At 71.1% G+C, this 16,798-nt stretch carries 18 protein-coding genes and 1 pseudogene; 2 read left to right on the plus strand and 17 right to left on the minus strand.

All coding sequences use genetic code 11. The features are described from left to right. Positions 1–39: 39 nt before the first annotated feature. Positions 40–819 (plus strand): polysaccharide deacetylase family protein, encoded by a 780-nt coding sequence (locus ACFV8T_RS08870; RefSeq protein WP_385325881.1) that lies wholly within the window; start codon positions 40–42, stop codon positions 817–819. 957 nt (positions 820–1,776) lie between these two features. Here the strand turns inward: ACFV8T_RS08870 and ACFV8T_RS08875 are convergent. From ACFV8T_RS08875 to ACFV8T_RS08920, 10 genes and pseudogenes are all read right to left on the minus strand, one after another. Next, a complete protein-coding gene (locus ACFV8T_RS08875) occupies positions 1,777–2,442 on the minus strand; it encodes a response regulator (protein WP_384752549.1) in 666 nt (221 codons plus the stop codon). Continuing rightward, positions 2,439–3,545: a sensor histidine kinase gene (locus ACFV8T_RS08880; protein ID WP_385325883.1), complete on the minus strand. Its 1,107-nt coding sequence runs from the start codon at positions 3,543–3,545 to the stop codon at positions 2,439–2,441. The genes ACFV8T_RS08875 and ACFV8T_RS08880 overlap by 4 nt, the downstream gene beginning before the upstream one ends. Positions 3,546–3,688: 143 nt before the next feature. Continuing rightward, on the minus strand, positions 3,689–4,234 hold the full coding sequence (locus ACFV8T_RS08885) for a hypothetical protein (protein WP_385325885.1): 546 nt from the start codon (positions 4,232–4,234) through the stop codon (positions 3,689–3,691). A 1,010-nt stretch (positions 4,235–5,244) separates the two neighbouring features. Then, positions 5,245–5,646, minus strand: coding sequence for a PIN domain-containing protein (locus ACFV8T_RS08890; protein ID WP_385326238.1), 402 nt, complete (start codon positions 5,644–5,646; stop codon positions 5,245–5,247). Further along, complete coding sequence (locus tag ACFV8T_RS08895) at positions 5,643–5,891, minus strand: hypothetical protein (protein ID WP_385326239.1); 249 nt, start codon at positions 5,889–5,891, stop codon at positions 5,643–5,645. Before ACFV8T_RS08895 ends, ACFV8T_RS08890 begins: the two co-directional genes overlap by 4 nt. Positions 5,892–5,943: 52 nt before the next feature. Further along, positions 5,944–6,614: pseudogene (locus ACFV8T_RS08900) on the minus strand (transposase); the annotation flags it as partial. Between the two features lie 243 nt (positions 6,615–6,857). Next, on the minus strand, positions 6,858–7,277 hold the full coding sequence (locus ACFV8T_RS08905) for a VOC family protein (RefSeq protein ID WP_385325887.1): 420 nt from the start codon (positions 7,275–7,277) through the stop codon (positions 6,858–6,860). Beyond that, positions 7,274–7,774, minus strand: a complete 501-nt coding sequence (locus ACFV8T_RS08910; RefSeq protein ID WP_385325888.1) for a cupin domain-containing protein — start codon at positions 7,772–7,774, stop codon at positions 7,274–7,276. Before ACFV8T_RS08910 ends, ACFV8T_RS08905 begins: the two co-directional genes overlap by 4 nt. Before the next feature lie 98 nt (positions 7,775–7,872). Continuing rightward, positions 7,873–9,114, minus strand: coding sequence for an MFS transporter (locus ACFV8T_RS08915; protein ID WP_385325889.1), 1,242 nt, complete (start codon positions 9,112–9,114; stop codon positions 7,873–7,875). Between the two features lie 135 nt (positions 9,115–9,249). After that, positions 9,250–9,843: a malonic semialdehyde reductase gene (locus ACFV8T_RS08920; RefSeq protein ID WP_385325891.1), complete on the minus strand. Its 594-nt coding sequence runs from the start codon at positions 9,841–9,843 to the stop codon at positions 9,250–9,252. 115 nt (positions 9,844–9,958) lie between these two features. On the opposite strand from ACFV8T_RS08920, the gene ACFV8T_RS08925 reads away from it, so the two are divergent. Next, positions 9,959–10,465, plus strand: coding sequence for a MarR family winged helix-turn-helix transcriptional regulator (locus ACFV8T_RS08925; protein WP_189276927.1), 507 nt, complete (start codon positions 9,959–9,961; stop codon positions 10,463–10,465). A 274-nt stretch (positions 10,466–10,739) separates the two neighbouring features. On the opposite strand, the gene ACFV8T_RS08930 is transcribed toward ACFV8T_RS08925, so the two are convergent. From ACFV8T_RS08930 to ACFV8T_RS08960, 7 genes are all read right to left on the minus strand, one after another. Further along, the gene (locus ACFV8T_RS08930; protein WP_385325893.1) at positions 10,740–10,973 is read right to left on the minus strand and encodes a hypothetical protein; all 234 of its coding nucleotides are present in this window, start codon (positions 10,971–10,973) and stop codon (positions 10,740–10,742) included. A 360-nt stretch (positions 10,974–11,333) separates the two neighbouring features. Continuing rightward, positions 11,334–11,963 (minus strand): sigma-70 family RNA polymerase sigma factor, encoded by a 630-nt coding sequence (locus ACFV8T_RS08935; RefSeq protein ID WP_385325894.1) that lies wholly within the window; start codon positions 11,961–11,963, stop codon positions 11,334–11,336. Between the two features lie 249 nt (positions 11,964–12,212). Further along, positions 12,213–13,043, minus strand: a complete 831-nt coding sequence (locus ACFV8T_RS08940; RefSeq protein WP_385325896.1) for a hypothetical protein — start codon at positions 13,041–13,043, stop codon at positions 12,213–12,215. A gap of 136 nt (positions 13,044–13,179) precedes the next feature. Then, a complete protein-coding gene (locus ACFV8T_RS08945; protein WP_385325897.1) occupies positions 13,180–13,698 on the minus strand; it encodes a copper chaperone PCu(A)C in 519 nt (172 codons plus the stop codon). Continuing rightward, the gene (locus ACFV8T_RS08950) at positions 13,698–15,977 is read right to left on the minus strand and encodes a heavy metal translocating P-type ATPase (protein ID WP_385325899.1); all 2,280 of its coding nucleotides are present in this window, start codon (positions 15,975–15,977) and stop codon (positions 13,698–13,700) included. Before ACFV8T_RS08950 ends, ACFV8T_RS08945 begins: the two co-directional genes overlap by 1 nt. Further along, positions 15,977–16,195, minus strand: a complete 219-nt coding sequence (locus tag ACFV8T_RS08955) for a hypothetical protein (protein WP_350979673.1) — start codon at positions 16,193–16,195, stop codon at positions 15,977–15,979. The genes ACFV8T_RS08950 and ACFV8T_RS08955 overlap by 1 nt, the downstream gene beginning before the upstream one ends. Before the next feature lie 244 nt (positions 16,196–16,439). Next, positions 16,440–16,766, minus strand: a complete 327-nt coding sequence (locus tag ACFV8T_RS08960) for a DUF5134 domain-containing protein (RefSeq protein WP_350979674.1) — start codon at positions 16,764–16,766, stop codon at positions 16,440–16,442. Positions 16,767–16,798: the final 32 nt, after the last annotated feature.

Here is a 16,798-nt window from a genome sequence, read left to right on the forward strand (position 1 = left end):
GGCAGGGCATCGGCGGAGACAACAAAGGGGCGGGCGGACATGGCGAAGCACAAGGGAAGGGGATGGCACAGCCGGCTTCTCGCGGCGGCGCTCGGAGTGACAGCGGTGGCCGCTGCCACCTCGGTGTGGACCGCGCAGGCCGACACCGCCGGAGGGCGGCAGCCGCAAGCGCGTGTCTCATCGCCGGACGCCCGGCCCCAGGACCCGACCGCCAAGGTCGCGGCGGACATCGTGCACGCCTCGGACCGCGGCGCCCGGGGCGTCAACATCACCATCGACGACGGACCGGACCCGGTCTGGACGCCGCAGGTGCTGCAACTGCTGAAGGACAACGGTGTGAAGGCCACGTTCTGCATGGTGGGCACGCAGGCCCAGGCACACCCGGACCTGGTCAAGCAGGTCGTGGCGGCCGGGCACCGGCTGTGCGACCACACGATCTCCCACGACACCGCCATGGACACCAAGTCCGAGGCATACCAGTCCCAGCAGATCCTGGATGCCGAACGCATGATCACCAAGGCGTCCGGAGGCGTCCGGCCGCAGTACTACCGGGCCCCGGGCGGCGCTTTCACCCCGTACAGCCGGCACCTTGCCGCGTCCCGTGGGATGCGGCCGTTGGGCTGGAACGTCGACTCCAAGGACTTCGAGCGCCCCGGTGTGGAGACCATGGTCGCCACCGTCAAGAGGGAGATCTCCAACGGGCCGACCGTCCTCTTCCACGACGCGGGCGGGGATCGCTCCCAGACCTTGGCCGCGCTGCGCGAGATCCTGCCCTGGCTGAAGCAGCAGGGCTACTCCTTCGGCTTCCCCGTGCGATGAGTGAGGCTCGCCCGTACTGACATCAAGACGTTGCCCTCCCCGGCATCGGCATCAGCGAGCTCCGATTGACTGTGTCCGATCCTCTTGACCGCGTCCGATCCTCGTTCCGGTCGCCGATCGAGCCGCCGCCCCAACAGGCAGCTGCAGGAGACGGACCACCCCGGCTCTCCGCCGACGCCTTGGAGGCCCGGGACGCCGAGCTGGCCATGGGAAGGCGCGCACCGGGCGACACCGAGTCGGAGGTGGGGTAAGCGTCTCGTCGTGTTGCCGGGCTTCCTCCGGACCGGTCCGCGGCGGCATCTCGACTGGTACGCCGAGAAGGGCCGGGAGGATGCTTCTGGTGCGGATCCCGTGCGCGACGCTCAGAGCGGTCCGGACAACAAGAAAGCCACGGCCGCTGGCCTGGGTCTTCATGGAGCGGGTGACAAGAATCGAACTCGCGCTCCGAGCTTGGGAATCACCCGGTGCTCGGGCGTCAATGTGCGACCTGACCTGCGGGAACAGGCTGATGCTTCCCGGATCCGAGTGTCGAAGCCAACATGTACGCGCGAAGCACGGCCGGGATCGTCAACGCACATGACGACACGTTGCGAGCCTGACGACACCGAGCCCGTGACCCACCGGGTGAGGTTCTCCGCGTCGGCCACGCATACCCGCGACCCCTCTACGTTCAGCACCCCGTCGAAGACGTCGTCTCCCATGACAGGCATAGCGCGGTTCCGGATCGATACCCGAGTGAGCGCGGTCTGCCCGCGAGTCCGGACGACGATGTGTTTGCCGTCGCTACAAGCTGGCGCGCTGTCCCAGTCCAGCTCCGGAGGATCGGTGATCCGATGAGGAGCACCGGATGATTTGGGCAGAAGTCCACAGCCCCAACCAGCACGACGCCCCTCCTGACCTGCTGAGATACGCAGAGAGTATCGCCGCGCGAGGTGGAGACCGCGGAGTCTCGACGACTCAGGCCAGGCCTGCCCCGAGGGCGCGGCGCACGGCGTCGGCGCGGTCCTTGATGTCCGCCTTGGCGAAGAGGTTGTTGATGTGCGTCTTCACCGTGGCCTCGCTGATGAAGAGCTTCTCGGCGATGGCACGGTTCGGCAGGCCCTGGCCGATCAGGGTGAGGACCTCGCGCTCGCGCGGGGTGATGTCGCCGGGCAGCGGCTGTCCGGGGGCCGGGGGCTTGGTGCGGACCGTCTCCAGGAGGCGGTTCTGGACTTCGCGGTCGAGGACGGACTGCCCCGCGGCGGCGGCGCGGATGGCGCGGGTGATGTCCTGGCGCCCCGCGTTCTTGGTGAGGTAGCCGCTGGCGCCGGCGCTCAGCGCGGCCAGGATGGAGTCGTCGTCGGCGAACGTGGTCAGGATGACCACGGCGACCTCGGGGTGCTCCTCGGTGAGCCGCCGGGTCGCCTCGGTGCCGTCCATCACCGGCATCCGCAGGTCCATCAGAACCACGTCGACCGGGCCTGCGGCGACTGCGGCGAGTACTTCGGTGCCGTCGGCGGCCGAGGCGACGACGTCGATGTCCTCGGCCAGATCGAGGACCGCGGCCAGCGGCTCCCGTACGGCAGCCTGGTCGTCGGCGACGATCACACGCAGCCGCTGGGGATTCTGCGTCGGTTCACTCATCCCGGAATCACTGCCTCCACTTGCCAGCCGCCTTCGTCCGGTCCTTCGGTGACCGGGCCCGCAGTGATCGTGCCACCCAGCAGGGCGACCCGTTCCCGCATGCCGATCAGCCCCATTCCGCTGCCGACGCCCGCGCGCACCGCACGGGTCGCCGCGCTGTTACGGATCCTCAGTGTCGTCGATGCGGCATCGAACGTCAGCTCCACGTGGACCTCGCCGCCGGGCGCGTGCCGGACGGCGTTGGTCAGCGACTCCTGCGCGATCCGCAGCAGGTTCTGCGTGACCTGGGACGGTACGTCGCGCGCGGTGCCGGTGAGGGTGAGGGCGTCGCGGTGGCCGGACGAGTCGAGCATCGCGGTCAGGCTGCCCACCAGCGGCAGGGAGTCCTCACGGAGCGCGTGCACGGTCCACTGGGCCTGCTTCAGGCTCTCCTTGACCATGCTGTGCGCCTTCTGGTTCGCCACGCGGACTTTCTCCAGGTCACCGGTTTCGATCAGGGCGTCCGCCAGTTCCAGCTGCATGTTGATGCCCGCGAGGGAGTGGGCCAGGACATCGTGCACGTCGCGGGCGATCCGTCCCCGCTCGGTGAGGACGGCGGCCTGGGCCTCGGCGCGGGCAGCCCGCTCGGCGGACTCCGCGGCCTCGATCACCGCCTGGACGGCGCGCCGGCGGCTGCGGTTGATGATGCCGACGACGACCGGGGTGCCGGTGGCCAGACCGACCGCCCAGGGCAGCAGGTGGTGGCCGGGGCCGATGCGGAAGTACAGGACTCCGCCGCACAGCAGGCTGCAGAACGCCGCGAGGGCCAGGGCCGGCCTGGGCTCCAGCCGGTATCCGGCGTGGCCGACGATGAAGAACGCGAAGAGGTAGCTCGATCCGCTGCGGCTGACGGCGATCAGGGCGGCCGCGGCGACGATGCCGAGGGTCAGCCAGACCAGGGCGACGCGGGGCGGGACCCTGTGCTCGGGCAGGTGCCGGGCGAGGAGGGCGAGGGAGTTGACGACGATGAGCGCGGCGACCACGAGGCCCCGGCCGCTGAGACCGATCGGCCGCACCGTGATGAACGCGGAGCCGATGACGCAGAGGGTCAGGACCCAGCCCACGCGAGGATCGTGACCTGTGAAGGCCAGGGGGCCGGACGCCCGGTACGGGGCCGAGCCCGTATCGGGCGCGCTCTGCTCCGCAGGGGTGCTCTGCTTTTCTGGGATGCTCTGTGCTTCGGGCACGGCGTGACCATAGTCCACGGTCAGGCCGTGCGGTCGAGAGAGGGCGCCGGGTGCGTCGCTGCGGTCGTCTGCGCCTGCCTGCCGTTCACCATCCGGCTCCGGACAAAGATCGTCGCGAGTCGCGTGACGACCTCGGTGAGTGCCATCAGGACGAAGGCCGCGACCCAGGCCTGGTCGGTGGTGATGTGGTGGGCGATGCTGAACCGCGCGACGTTGTCGGCGCCGCCGTGCGAGACCCAGAACTGGAAGCCCATGCGGGCGCCCATGCCGAGCACCCAAAGGATCGCGGAGACCGCGCCGGCCTTGATCAGCAGGTGCTCGCCCGCAACCCGGATGCGGGTGTAGACGCCGCCCGCGATGCCGAGCGCCGCGCCGACGGCCATGAGCGCGCCGATCAGCATCAGGTCGTTGCCCGCGGTGGGCACGCTGCCGAGGTACGTGTGGGCCACGAAGGCCACGATCCCCAGCGGGATCAGGAAGGTCTTGAGGTCGAGACGGCCTTCCCGCAGTTGCCGGAAGACGATCAGGACGAGGGCGATGTCGGTGATCCACTCGGTCGTTGTCATGCCCTCAAGAGTGCTGGCGTAGGGCCTCGCGCACCTGGACCCATGGGTGGAACGACAGGTGGAGATCGTCGTCCCGCACTCGTCCACCCCACCTGCCCGCGCCTCTGCGCCGTACCGCTTGGCGAGGTCCGAGGCGAGCTCGGAGAGGCAGGTGCACAGGTCCATCACGGCGGCCGCGCGCTCGGGGTCGGCAGGGGTGACATGGGTCGGTACGACATGCGCCCTGAGGCGGGGCGGTGGCAGAGGCGGCTCCGGCGCCGTAGGGAAGTACTCCCACAGCGTCCACCGGCCCGCTGTTGCCCGGACTGCAGACTCCCGTACCTTGGCTTCCTCGTCTGGACTCGCCCACGCACGGATTGCCACCTGTAGCGAAGCGGAGCTCGCCATGGCTCCTCCCTCGCCCGCCCCGGCACCGCCAACCGGACCTGAGCCGCGCCGAACTTGTAGGCGCAAGCGCACCAGAGTGAGGTCGGAGGGGGTTGAAGCGCCGGATGACCGGCACGCCGATACGGACCTCATGGTCCGAGCGCACCAGTCCGGTCCGAAGGCACAGCTGATCTACCAGCACGCCACGAAGAAGCACCAGCTCAAGCTCGTGAAGAGCATCAAACCGAAGTCCGGCAGCAGCGCGAAGAAGCAGCCGAGCACGCTCAGGTGGAGAAGCCGGAGTACTCGGGCCGAGGTGGCGGCGGCCTCGCCTGCGGGGCACGCAGCGGAGGCGGGACTGCTCAGCACACTGGACAGCAAAGAAGAACCCCAGTTTTTTTGACCTGGGGCTCTCATGCGGAGCGGGTGACGAGAATCGAACTCGCGCTCTGAGCTTGGGAATCACCGGTTCTTGAACGGCCGTATTGGCTCTGACCTGCATGTTTGGTCGAGACGTGCGAGGTTGGAGTGGTCTCCGGGCGCCGTACATGACCGCTGTTGTCCGCTCCGCTGGGCACGGATGGGGCACGGCCCGGCAGTGCAACAGAACCTGCGGAGGTGCATGCTCCGGGTGGGCTGGAGGGTCAGAGAGGGATGATGCGGACCTGGCTGCCGCAGAGCTTGGCCATGTCGTCGCTGTCGGACGTCAGCAGGGCGACGGGTTTCGGCTGGCGGAGCGCTACCTCGGCGACCGTTGCGTCGATGGCGTACTTGTGACCGTGCAGCCCGGCGCCTTTGAGGAGCTCCGCTGCTGCTTTGGCCGCTTGTTCGGTGACCGGCTCCACCTTGATGCGGGACAGGGTCCAGTTCAGGCGTGGGATGTTGGTACGGGAGTGGCTGACTTCCACGATGGTGTTCGCTGCGATTACGAGGTCTGCCCCCATTTCGTGAAACACCTGCAACATCGCGAGGAACTTGCGGTCCTGCGCGATCCAGGCGGAGAGCCCTTCCGAGTCCAGGACAACGGTCTCGATGCGCTCGCTCACGCGGCGTCCGCGTTCTTGGAGGAGCTGGCAGCACCGAAGATCTTCGAGCGGGCCTCGGCGAGCTCCTCGTCGCTGAATTGCCCGTGCTCTTCTACGTGGCGTCGCAGATCGTCGCCCAGCAGCTGGTGCCGGATCTGGCGGGCCACTGCTTCCGCCACGTAGCCGGAGACGTTGTCCGTGAGCTTGCGAAGCTCCGCCACCTGGTCGCTGGGCAGGGTGACGGTGATGCGGGTCGTTGAGGACATGTGGCAAGCATACTGGAGTATGCGCGAAGGGTCTCGTGATTGCTGCCTTGGGGAGGGCATGGGCCAGCTCCCGGCGCAGTTCCCCGCGGCCCTGGACGTAGAGGGCCTGGTAGATCGTCTCGTGGGTCACGTGCATCTCCGGCCGGTCGGGGAAGCGGGCGCGCAGGACCCGGCAGATCTGTTCCGGGCTCCACCGCAGGGTCAGGTGGTCCTGTATGGAGTCCCGCAGCTCGGGGTTCTGGCCGGTCTTCCCGGTCTTGGGCCGGACGCGTCGCCGTTCGGCCCGGCGGTGGGCATGGAACGGCTGGTAGGCGAAGCCGCCATTGGGCATGGGCCGTCGATTGCGCCGGACCTCCCGGCTGATGGTGGAAGGACTGCGTCCCAGCTCGCACGCGATGCGCCGGATCGTCGCCTTCTCCCGCAGCCGGTCGGCGATGTGAATCCGCTCGGTCTCGGTCAGGAACCGAGAGGTTCCAGGGCTGTCGGCGGTCTCAGGTGACGCGGAAGCCGGCCCCGTCCCATGGATGGGCGGGACCGGCTTCTGGCCGTGCGGCGGTGAGTGCCAGCCGTTACGCCCCGCTTGCCGGTGCGCAGGTTGATCCCGACGATTCGCGCCGCATCCCTCGTGCTGTAGCCCTGCTCCATGAGCTCGAAGTATGCGGCGCGTTCCCGCACCAGCCTTCCTCCGCCCGGCTTCCAGTTCCCCCGGATCTCGAAGTCCACCGCATCCCCTGAGCTGCAAGCACCTTGCCTGGGGCTTTCGCATGGAGCGGGTGACGAGAATCGAACTCGCGCTCAGAAGCGAGGAAACCCTGGCGCCAGGTGCCTGTGTGCCTCACGGATCAGGCACCACCCATTTCCATGGCTCCTCGCTCCTTCGACTTGATTCGATCGATGAGAGTGCTCCATAGCGTCAAGGACCGGCGGCATCGCGCCCGGTTCCCTCTGGCCTCGCTGTGGCTCCGCTCATGAGATGTCGGACGCTTGTTGTGCCCAGGTGCGTGAGCACAGTACGAGGCGGTAGCCGTCCGGGTCGGCGATCGTCACTCCATGCTCGTCCCAGTACGGGTTGTGTGCCGGGACCCGGGTACCGCCGGCCGCCGCGAGGCGGTCGATCAGGGCTTCGTCCACCGGCTTGCCGAGGTAGACCACGAACAGGTCGTCCACCGTTGGGGTCGGCTCCAGCGGGTGGTCCGGGTCATGCGTGAGCTCGAAATGCCAGGTGCCGCCGGTAGGGCCGAGCATCAGCAGGTCGTGCTCGCCCGGCACACGCTCGGTCGTCTGCCACAGGACGGTCAGACCCAGGCCGTCCCTGTAGAAGCGTTCTGCGGCGGCGAGGTCCCGCGAGGGCCGGGCCACCCGGATCGGGGTCGTGGAGTCGATCACGCGGAACGCTCCAGCGCCGCGCGCCAGACAGCGCTGTCGACGTAGTGGTTGTCGAAACGCTCCGAGGACTCGGCGATCTCCTTCGGGTCCGCTTCGCCACGCATCACCCGGCCGAGCAGGCGCAGGTAGTCGAACCTGCCCACGCCGGGGGTGAAGACGAAGAGGACATCCGCTTCACAGCCCGGGGCAGCCGCGAAGGCGTGCGGGGTGTGGGGAGGCACCGCGAGGAAGTCGCCTTCCTCGAGGACGGTGACTTCCTCGCCCACCAGAACCTGCAGAGCTCCGCTGATCACGAAGAACAGTTCCGTTGCCCTGGTGTGGAAGTGGGCCGGCGCCCCTGTGGCGCCCTCGGCGAAGGTGGATCGGTAACTCGTGATGCCGCCTGCCGTGCCGTCCGAGTCGGCCAGAAGAGTCATCACACTGCTCGGGTCGGCACAGGTCTCGGCATCTGCGTGGCGGGTCAGTAGCGCCGCCGGCGGAGTCTTGGACGTAGACATGGTGGGTGTCTCCTTGTTCATGATCATGATCCTCGGATGGTGAATGGCCGTCGTACAGGTCGTCTCCGGCGTCGCGCTGGAGACCGGGGCAGGGTGATTCAGTCGCCCATGGTGATCAGGGCCGCGATCGCTGGGCCGAAGGCGCCGCCGAGCTGGTAGCAGAGGTTGAACAGGCCGATCGCCGTGGGGCGTTGGGCGGTCGGCGCGGCCTGGGTGGCGAACACCGCGAGAGTCGCCTGGCCCGCACTCGTCGTGAAGACGGCCAGCGTCGCGACCAGTAGGAGCAGTGGCGCCCAGGGGGTCAGTACTGCGGTGAGCGGAGCCAGGGCTCCGGCCGTGAGCAGGATCGTCAGGACCCGCGGGCGGCTCATCCGGGCCGAGGCGGCGGCCAGCACCATGGAGAGCACCGACCCTGCGAGGAGGGCGACCAACTGGCCGGTGCCGATCGTGGAGGTCGACCAGCCGGTACGGTCCCGCAGCAGCTGCGGGACGGTGAAGAGCAGCGTGAAGTACGAGGTCGCGAAGGTGCAGGCGAGCGCGGCGGAGAGAACGAACGCCCTGGTGCGCAGCAGCGATGCCGGGACGAAGCCTGTGGGGTTGGACCGGATGTGCAGGGCCAGCAGCGCGGCCATCACCAGCGAGGCGGTCACAGCTGGGAGCGGGTAGCGCGGGATGAGTACCAGGGCTGTCGCCATCAGGGCCAGCAGGGCGGCGCCCCGGCCGTCGAAGGGGGAGCTCTGCTGCGGTGCGGACAGGTCGGCGTGGCGCATGACGGCCGGCAGGGCGAGGAGTGCGACCGCCCCGACGGCGAGGGACGCTCGCCAGGAGGCCGTGCTCGCGATCGCCGAGCCGAGCAGCGGCCCGACCGCGCCCAGCGTCCCGAAGCCTGCTGTGATCACGCCCATCCTGCGGACCGAGCCCGCCAGGCTCATCGCCGCTGTGACCAGGCCCGCGCCGCCCATCGCCTGGGCTGCCCGGCCCGTCATGGCCAGCGGCAGCCAAGGCGCCACGGCGACGACCGCGGTGCCGGCCACGATCAGGGCCGTGCTCAGCCGGAGCGTGCTGCCCAGCCCGCGGCGACGCTGCAGGCCCGCCATCAGCGGAGTGCCGACGGCGATGGCCCAGGCGAACGCCGTGACGAGCCAGGTCGCCGTGGCTGTACGGATGCCGAGCGAGTCGGCCATGTCGGGGAGGATCAGGACCGGGCTGTTGGCGCTCGCGGCGAGCGGCGTGGCCAGCAACGCCAGCCATGCGGTGGGGACATGGCGCGATTCCCGCGCGGCAGCGGGGGCCGGTGTCTGCGCGGTGGGGCGGGGGTGGGTTCGGTCGAGCAGCGGCATGGCGGGCTCCGGAAGGTGAGGCGGGTGGCGCGGACGGTTCGCGAATGCGCCGAGGCGGTCGCGACAGTCCGAGGCTCCGACGGTCTGAAGCTCCGGTGGTCCGAGCAGCCAGGGAGGCTCGGTGGAGCAGGTCGCTCAGACCGTGGTGACGACCTCGTCGTAGGCGAGCCGCGGTGAGCGTGCGTGCCAGGCGTCCGCGCCGGGGCGGCCGATGTTCACGACCATCAGCGGCGTGTGGTCGTCGTCCAGGAACTCCTTCTGGACACCCGGGAAGTCGAACCCGGTCATCGGCCCCGCGGCCAGCCCCGCCGCGCGCACGCCGAGGATGAAGTACGCCGCCTGGAGCGTCGCGTTGAGCAGGGCGGACTCCTCGCGGACCGGGCGGTCGCCGAAGACGACGTCCTTGGCCTGCGGAAAGTGCGGGAGCAGCGCGGGGAGTTCCTCGTGGAACTCGTTGTCGGCGGCGAGGATCGCGACCAGCGGCGCGGCCGAGATCTTCGGCCGATTGCCCTCGTCCATGTGCTGCGCGAGCCGCTCGCGGGCCTCGGCCGAGCGGACCAGGGCGATCCGTAGCGGCGACTGGTTGTAGGCGGTGGGGGCGTACTTCACCAGGTTGTAGATCGCCTGGACCTGCTCCTCGGTCACCGGCTCGCTGGTGAAGGTGTGGGCGGTACGGGCCTCACGGAAGAGGAGGTCCTGGGCGGCGGGATGGAGGGTGAGCGAGGACATCGAGTGCTCCTGTCGTTCAGCCTTGATAATCTCAACGTTGAGATAAAAGCAGCTCGACTCCTTCAACGTCAAGTCTCTTAACGTTGAGAAGGTGTCCATTGAGAGGAATGTGGCGATGAGCGATGCCGTGGACGCGATCATCGGTCAGTGGGCCAAGGAGCGCCCCGACGTGGTGGAGGATCTCTGGCCAGTGGAGCTCTTCGGGCGGATCCAGCGGCTGGCCCGGGTGGTCGACAAGTCCGCCAAGGCCACGGCCGCCGCGCACGGAGTGGAGCACGGCGAGTTCGACGTACTCACCACACTGCAGCGCTCAGGGCCGCCCTACGCCCTCACCGCCGGATCCTTCCTCAAGGCGTCCATGGTGACCTCCGGCGCGATCACCAACCGCATCGACAAGATGGAGGCCAAGGGCCTGGTCGAGCGGGTGCGCGAAGGCGACGACCGGCGCACCATCAAGATCCGCCTCACCGAACACGGACACGAGGTCACCCGGGCCGCCTTCGCCGACCATCTGGCGAACTACGCACGGCTGCTCGCCGATGTGGACCGCGACCTGGTCGAGAAGACCGCCGAGGGCCTCCGGCAGGTGCTGGAGACCCTGGGGGACACCACCGTCAAGTGAGGGCCATCCGACAGTCGTGAGCCGGAGGTGACGGGCCGTCGCACCCTCAGGCGCATGACCCATGCCGACGACGACCCCGCCCTAGCCCGCCTTCGGTCGAGGGAGCGCATAGGTGGAGTGACCCAAGTCACCGCGCAGTGTTTGTCGGTGGTCTTCCCGGCAGGGCTCCCATGCGTTGAGGGTGGTGCCGAAGCGCGGGCCCCTCGGGGTGTGGTGCGTCCCGCCTCTCCCCGCACCGTTCGTCGCTTCACGCGGCCGGTTTGGGCGTCGGCTTTCAGGCCGTCGCCACTGTGTCCAGGCGGCCGGCCTCCGCCTCGGTGACGAGGTCGGCGAACTGGGTGGCGCTCATCCGGACGCGCTGGCCGAAGTCGTCGGTGAGGACGATGCGGCGGTCCTCGCTCGCGACGGGGTCCACGAAGAGCTGGGGGCAGCCGCAGTCGCAGTTTCCGCAGAACGTGGCGACGGGTTCGAAGGACGTGAGGTCGAGGGCGCTGGAGTCGTGGGTCATCGGGGCACCTTCCGCCGGGGCCGCCCTCTCGACGCGGCCTTGAACGGAGCGGATATACCCGTGCCCACGCGCCGCCAGACCGGCGCGGCGGGTGTGTCATCTCTCCACGTGACCGGGGAACCGTGCACGTTGCGGGGCCGACTGCCGAGGGGGTGCGCGCCCGCGTCGCGCGCCCGCCCCGGTGGTGTGCGCTGGGGCCTGTCCGGCGGATCATGGCCGGGGGCGCGGCGTCTGGCACGGCACCTCGCGGCGTTGCCGAAACGCCCGGACAGCTCCGCTATCAGGACGCTCCGGCGCCTTGCGATGCACCGCACCAGACGCCGCGCCCTGCCCGACCCTGATCCGCCGGACAGGCCCCAGCTAGGCGACCGGCGCCAGGGCCTCCGCCTCGCCGCGCTCCAGCTGTGCGGTCAGGGCGGTACGCGCGCGGGCCACCCGGGAGCGGACCGTGCCGACCGGGCAGCCCGCCGCGCGGGCGGCCTCCGCGTAGGAGAGCCCGAGCAACTGGGTGAGGACGAACGCCTGCCGACGGTCGTACGGGAGCGCGGCCAGGAGTTCCTGGAGCGCCACCCCTTCCTCGAAGCCGGGCAGCCCTGTCGGCTGGGCGCGCTCGACGGTCGCGCGCCAGTCGTCGGTGTCGGCGAGCAGGGGCCGCGCGGCGGTCCTGCGGAAGTCGTCGACGACGGTGCGGCGCGCGATGGTGAGGAGCCAGGTACGGGCCGAGGAGCGGCCCTCGAAGCGGTGCAGAGTGCGCAGCGCGCGCAGGAACGTGTCCTGCGCGAGGTCCTCGGCGGCCTGCGAGTCGGCGGACAGGTAGGCCACGTACCGCACGACGTCGCGGTGCAGGGCCCGTACGAAGGCGTCGGCAGCCTCGCGGTCCCCGGCGCGGGCGGCGAGCGCCCAGCCGGTCGAGACGGTGTCCTCCGCCGTCCTGTCGCGCGGGACGGAGGCGCACTGTGACCCGCGCGGGGCGGGCAGTGTTGTGTTCATCGCCAGGTGTGTCCTTCACGGATCGGTCCGGCACCCGGGCGTCCGGTCACGGCGCGGGGTCGCGCGACGCGGCTACGGCGCGCGGGGCGGCGCGGGGGACGGGTCCGGGTCTCCGGTGAATGGGGCACCCGGGCCCTTCGGGGCCGGGTGTGCCGGAGGACTCCCGCTGCGTGCGGGCGCGGCGGCGGACCGGTCGGCGACCGGTCGCGTGCCAGGGGGTGTACGTCCTCCGGAATGCCTGCCGCGTCCTCAGAACGCGGCGAGCACCCCGGGCGGCCCGCGCCGGTCCCGCGCGCGAGCGCACCGCAGGCCCAGCGGCAGCCGGTCGCTCAGGCCCCGGTGGGGGCGCAGGCGGCGGCGCGGGGCCGGCAATGGCGCTGTGGGAAGGGGGTGAAGGGGAGTGAGCAGCCGGCCCGCGACCGCGCGCAGGACCTGGAAGGCGGCGCGTTCGCCGCGGGCCAGCCACACGCCGCAGACGAGGGCGGCAAGGACGTGCGCGGCGAGCATCCCCGTCGAGGACATCCCGGCCATGTCGTGGCCCATGTGGACCATCGAGCCCATGTGGTCCATGGCGGTGGCCTGATCCATGCCGGCCATGTGTTCCATGCCGGTCGTCGCGCCGCTCGCGGCCGAGTGGTCCATGCCTGCCATGTGGTGCATGCCCGCCATGGCGTCCGTCGGCGCCGCGCCCGCTCCGGCCTCGTACGAGCCCGTACCGCCGCACTCCGTGCTGTCGCCGTCCGTTGAGGACAGGTTGTCGTACAGGAAGCGCGCGGGCGATGTCGTGGTGGCGGTCCGCGTGACCGTACCCCTGATGGTTCCGAGGGCGGACTGCGCGGCGGCGAAGGCGTTGTGCAGCACGCCCTGGGTCGCGACGGCGAGGCCCGTGACAAGCCAGGGGCCGCGTTCGCGGGCGGCGAACCACCAGCCGGGAACCGCGAGCGCAAGGAAGCCGGTGGCGAGCACCCAGAAGGGAATCGGGGCCTCGGACATGAGGACGTGCCCGGTCGCGGCGAGCGTGACGGAGACGGCGGCGAACATCGCCGCCCTCACCGCGCGTCCGACCGGTCCCGCTTCCATGGCGCCTCATCCTCCCATCGCGAGGGGCCGGACGACATGGCAGGGCGTCCGGCTTGCCGTCAATGCCGGAAACGCGCCTGCTGGAGCGGAGTTCCGGCATATGCGGCGGGAACAGGCGGCGGTGCGGGGCATGGCGCTACGGGCGAAGAGGGCGGTCCGTCTCCGTACCCGGCCGGACCACCACCGCCCGGACCTTCAACGGCTTCCCGTGCGCGAAGCGCAGCGTGAAGGAGACCTCTTCGCCGGGCCGCCACGTCCCCTTCGGCCGTACGGTCACGTCGATCCCGCGCGGGGTCATCGTGAGCCCGTCCTCGGCCGGGACGGTGGCAAAGTCCACCGGCTTCCGGTAGGCGGCGCGGGAGGACGTCATGCGGTGTTCGCTCAGCGCGGGAGGCGCGGCCGTGTCGGGCGAGGTGACCTTCACGAGCCGGTCGGCGGAGCCGCCGTCGTTGGTGAGGGTGAAGAAGGCGGCGGTCTCGGGCGTCGAGCCGAGCGGCTGGTAGACGTACGCCTTCGTGACGGCCACGTGTGGCGGGCTCCCGGCACGTCCGCCCGCCGTCCAGGCGCCGAGACCGGAGAGGGCGAGGGCGCAGGCGAGGACGGGAACGCCGACGGCGGCGAGCGGGGCGCGCAGGCGCGCGGAGGGAACGGGCATCAGAAGGCCGCCCTCGGGGAGGGGCGCCGGCGCCCCGCGACGGCGGCGGGCTGCCAGCGGCGCAGGCGGAGGCTGCCGAGGACGACGAGGACCGAGCTGAGGGACATCGCGGCGGCGGCGAGCATCGGGTTGAGCAGGCCCACCATGGCGAGCGGGATGGTGACGACGTTGTAGCCGAAGGCCCACAGCAGGTTGCCGCGGATGGTGGCGAGGGTGCGGCGGGCGAGGCGCACGGCGTCGGCGAGGGCTTCGATGTCGTCGCGGACGAGGGTGACGTCGGCGGCGCCGATGGCGACATCGGTGCCGGTGCCCATTGCGATGCCGAGGTCGGCCCCGGCGAGTGCCGCCGCGTCGTTGACGCCGTCCCCGACGACCGCGACCCGCTTCCCCTCCGCGCGCAGCGCGCGGACGAGTTCCGCTTTGCGCTCGGGGGTGCAGCGGGAGTACGTCTCGTCGATGCCGAGCGCGGCGGCGACGGCCCGCGCGGGCTCCTCCTGGTCCCCGGTGGCGAGGACGGGGTGCACGCCGAGGCGGCGGAGCCGGTCCACGGCGTGGTAGCTGCCGGGGCGTAGGACGTCGCCGAGCGCGAGGACGGCCTCGGGCCGCCCGTCGACACGTACCAGGACGGGGGTGTGGGCGGCTTCCAGGGCGGTGGCGAGGGCCGCGCCCAGCTCCTCGGGCAGCTCGCCCCCGGGGGCGCCGACTTCGACGAGCTGTCCTTCCACGTGTCCGCGCACGCCGTTGCCGGGCATCGCGGTGAAACCGCTGAGCGCGTCGGGCCGGACTGCGCCCTCGGCGAGGGAGTGCTCGGCGTGGAGGACGAGGGCTCGGCCGAGCGGGTGCTCGGAGCCGGTCTCGACGGTCGCCGCGAGCCGCAGCACCTCCTGCGCGCCGGGGCCTTCCGCGCGCGCGGTGAGGGCGGTGACGGTGAGGTGGCCGGAGGTGAGGGTGCCGGTCTTGTCGAGGACGACGGTGTCGATCTGCCGGAGGGCTTCGAGGGCTTGCGGTCCCTTGACGAGGACGCCGAGCTGGGCGCCTCGGCCAGTGGCCGCCATGAGGGCGGTGGGGGTCGCGAGCCCGAGTGCGCAGGGGCAGGCGACGACGAGGACGGCGACGCATGCCGTGAAGGCGGGCTGCGGGTCCGCGCCCGCGCCGAGCCAGAAGCCGAGCACGGTGACGGCGAGGGTGAGGACGACCGGTACGAAGACCCCGGCCACAGTGTCGGCGAGCCGCTGGGCGCGGGCTTTCCCGGCCTGGGCCTCGGTGACGAGGGCCGTGATGCGGGAGAGTTGGGTGTCGGCGCCGACGGCCGTGGCGTGTACGAGCAGGAGCCCGCCCGCGTTGACCGAGCCGCCCGTGACGGCGGAGCCGGCCGCGACCTCCACGGGCTGCGTCTCGCCGGTCACGAGGGACAGATCCACGGCGGACGTGCCCTCCACGACCTCACCGTCCGTCGCAACACGCTCCCCGGGTCGTACGAGGAAGACCTGGCCCACCGCGAGGCGCGCGGCCGGGATGGTGCGCTCCACGGCCCCGTCCCGTACCGTCACCTCCTTCACGCCGAGCTTGGTGAGCGCGCGCAGGGCGGCCGAGGTGCCGCGCCGGGCGCGGGCCTCCAGGTGGCGGCCGAGGAGGACGAAGAGCGGGACGCCGACCACCGCTTCGAGATAGACGTGCGCCATCCCGTCCGAGGCGGTGGGCAGCAGCGTGAAGGGCATCCGCATGCCGGGGGCGCCGGCGCCGCCGAGGAAGAGCGTGTACGAGGACCAGCCGAAGGAGGCGAGGATGCCGAGCGAGACGAGCGTGTCCATCGTCGCCGCGGCGTGCCGCAGCCCGCGCCAGGCCCGCTCGTGGAAGGGCCACGCGCTCCAGAAGGCGATGGGCGCGGCGAGCACGAAGCACAGCCACTGCCAGTTGCGGAACTGGAGCGAGGGCACCATCGACAGGACGAGGACGGGGACGGCGAGCAGCGCGGTCACCAGCAGCCGCTGCGGGACACCGGGGCCAGTCGCCTCGTCATCCCGATCCTCCCCGGACGCGGGCGGCTCGGGGAGACGGGCGGTGTACCCGCCCTTCTCGACGGCGGCGACGAGCGCGTCCGTACCGAGATCCGCCGGGTGCTCGACGCGGGCCGTACCGGTCGCGAGATTGACGGTGGCGCGCACGCCCTCCAGGGCGCCGAGCTTCTTCTCGACCCTGCGCACGCAGGCCGCGCACGTCATGCCGCCGACGACCAGATCGGTCGTGGCGAGGGTGCGCGGAGCGGTCTCCCGGCCCATCAGTGGCCCGTCCCGCCCATGCCGCCCATGTCGTGCGGGCCCGGGGCGTCATCCTGGTGCGAGACCCCGCGCATGTCGGGGGCGACCGGCCCGGCGAGGTGCCCCACCCCGTACGAGACGGCGAAGAGCGCGACGAGCAGAAGCAGGAAACCCCCGAGCGGCGCGTACGGCACGGGGGTGGAACGCCGTCCGGCGGAAGGCGTCACCGAGTGGTCCATGAGGGAGGCTCCGGCGAGAGTGCGGGTCGTACGGTCCAGAGGTCGGCCGGACCGGGCCGCGAGTTCCACCGCGGTCGAGTGGCCTGCATCACATAGCGGACACCTGTCACGCGTGTCCCAGGAGCATCACGGTCCGGGACGCGCGCCCGGCGTCAGGGGCCGCACGAGCCGAGGCCCGTTCAGCCGGCGTCGATTCCCGCGGATCACACCATCACGACGAACATCACCGCCATGCCCAGCGCCATCAGCCCGTGACAGCCCACGCTGCGTGCACCGCGCCGCCCGAGGCCGCGCCGCTCGCCGTGCGGGGCGCGAGGCGGCCCGTGTCGAAGCCCCTTGCGAGCCACCACGGTGCGAGCGCCAGCAGGACGAGGGCGAGCAGTCCCGCGTTCCAGCGGTCGCCGGTGTCGCTGAGCGTCATCGTCGCGGTCGCGCCCGGGGCCGAGATGTCCATCCCGGGCATGTCGTGCGCGTGGCCCCCGCCTGTCGCGCCCATGGACATGGCCGAGGACATCGCGGCGACCATCCACGCCATCGCTCCGGTCATCGCGGCGTGCGGCAGTGCGTTCACGAGGGTGCGCGCCCGCGGTTCGGTTCTGCTCG

The sequence above is a fragment of the Streptomyces sp. NPDC059832 genome (genome assembly GCF_042731715.1).
GTDB lineage: Bacteria > Actinomycetota > Actinomycetes > Streptomycetales > Streptomycetaceae > Streptomyces.

Coding starts and splice junctions, on each gene's coding strand:
- ACFV8T_RS08925 (WP_189276927.1), top strand. CDS start 9,959: ATGAGCGATGCCGTGGACGCGATCATCGGTCAGTGGGCCAAGGAGCGC.
- ACFV8T_RS08930 (WP_385325893.1), bottom strand. CDS start 10,973: ATGACCCACGACTCCAGCGCCCTCGACCTCACGTCCTTCGAACCCGTC.
- ACFV8T_RS08875 (WP_384752549.1), bottom strand. CDS start 2,442: ATGAGTGAACCGACGCAGAATCCCCAGCGGCTGCGTGTGATCGTCGCC.
- ACFV8T_RS08895 (WP_385326239.1), bottom strand. CDS start 5,891: ATGTCCTCAACGACCCGCATCACCGTCACCCTGCCCAGCGACCAGGTG.
- ACFV8T_RS08950 (WP_385325899.1), bottom strand. CDS start 15,977: ATGGGCCGGGAGACCGCTCCGCGCACCCTCGCCACGACCGATCTGGTC.
- ACFV8T_RS08940 (WP_385325896.1), bottom strand. CDS start 13,043: ATGGAAGCGGGACCGGTCGGACGCGCGGTGAGGGCGGCGATGTTCGCC.
- ACFV8T_RS08885 (WP_385325885.1), bottom strand. CDS start 4,234: ATGACAACGACCGAGTGGATCACCGACATCGCCCTCGTCCTGATCGTC.
- ACFV8T_RS08935 (WP_385325894.1), bottom strand. CDS start 11,963: ATGAACACAACACTGCCCGCCCCGCGCGGGTCACAGTGCGCCTCCGTC.
- ACFV8T_RS08910 (WP_385325888.1), bottom strand. CDS start 7,774: ATGTCTACGTCCAAGACTCCGCCGGCGGCGCTACTGACCCGCCACGCA.
- ACFV8T_RS08945 (WP_385325897.1), bottom strand. CDS start 13,698: ATGCCCGTTCCCTCCGCGCGCCTGCGCGCCCCGCTCGCCGCCGTCGGC.
- ACFV8T_RS08870 (WP_385325881.1), top strand. CDS start 40: ATGGCGAAGCACAAGGGAAGGGGATGGCACAGCCGGCTTCTCGCGGCG.
- ACFV8T_RS08920 (WP_385325891.1), bottom strand. CDS start 9,843: ATGTCCTCGCTCACCCTCCATCCCGCCGCCCAGGACCTCCTCTTCCGT.
- ACFV8T_RS08955 (WP_350979673.1), bottom strand. CDS start 16,195: ATGGACCACTCGGTGACGCCTTCCGCCGGACGGCGTTCCACCCCCGTG.
- ACFV8T_RS08915 (WP_385325889.1), bottom strand. CDS start 9,114: ATGCCGCTGCTCGACCGAACCCACCCCCGCCCCACCGCGCAGACACCG.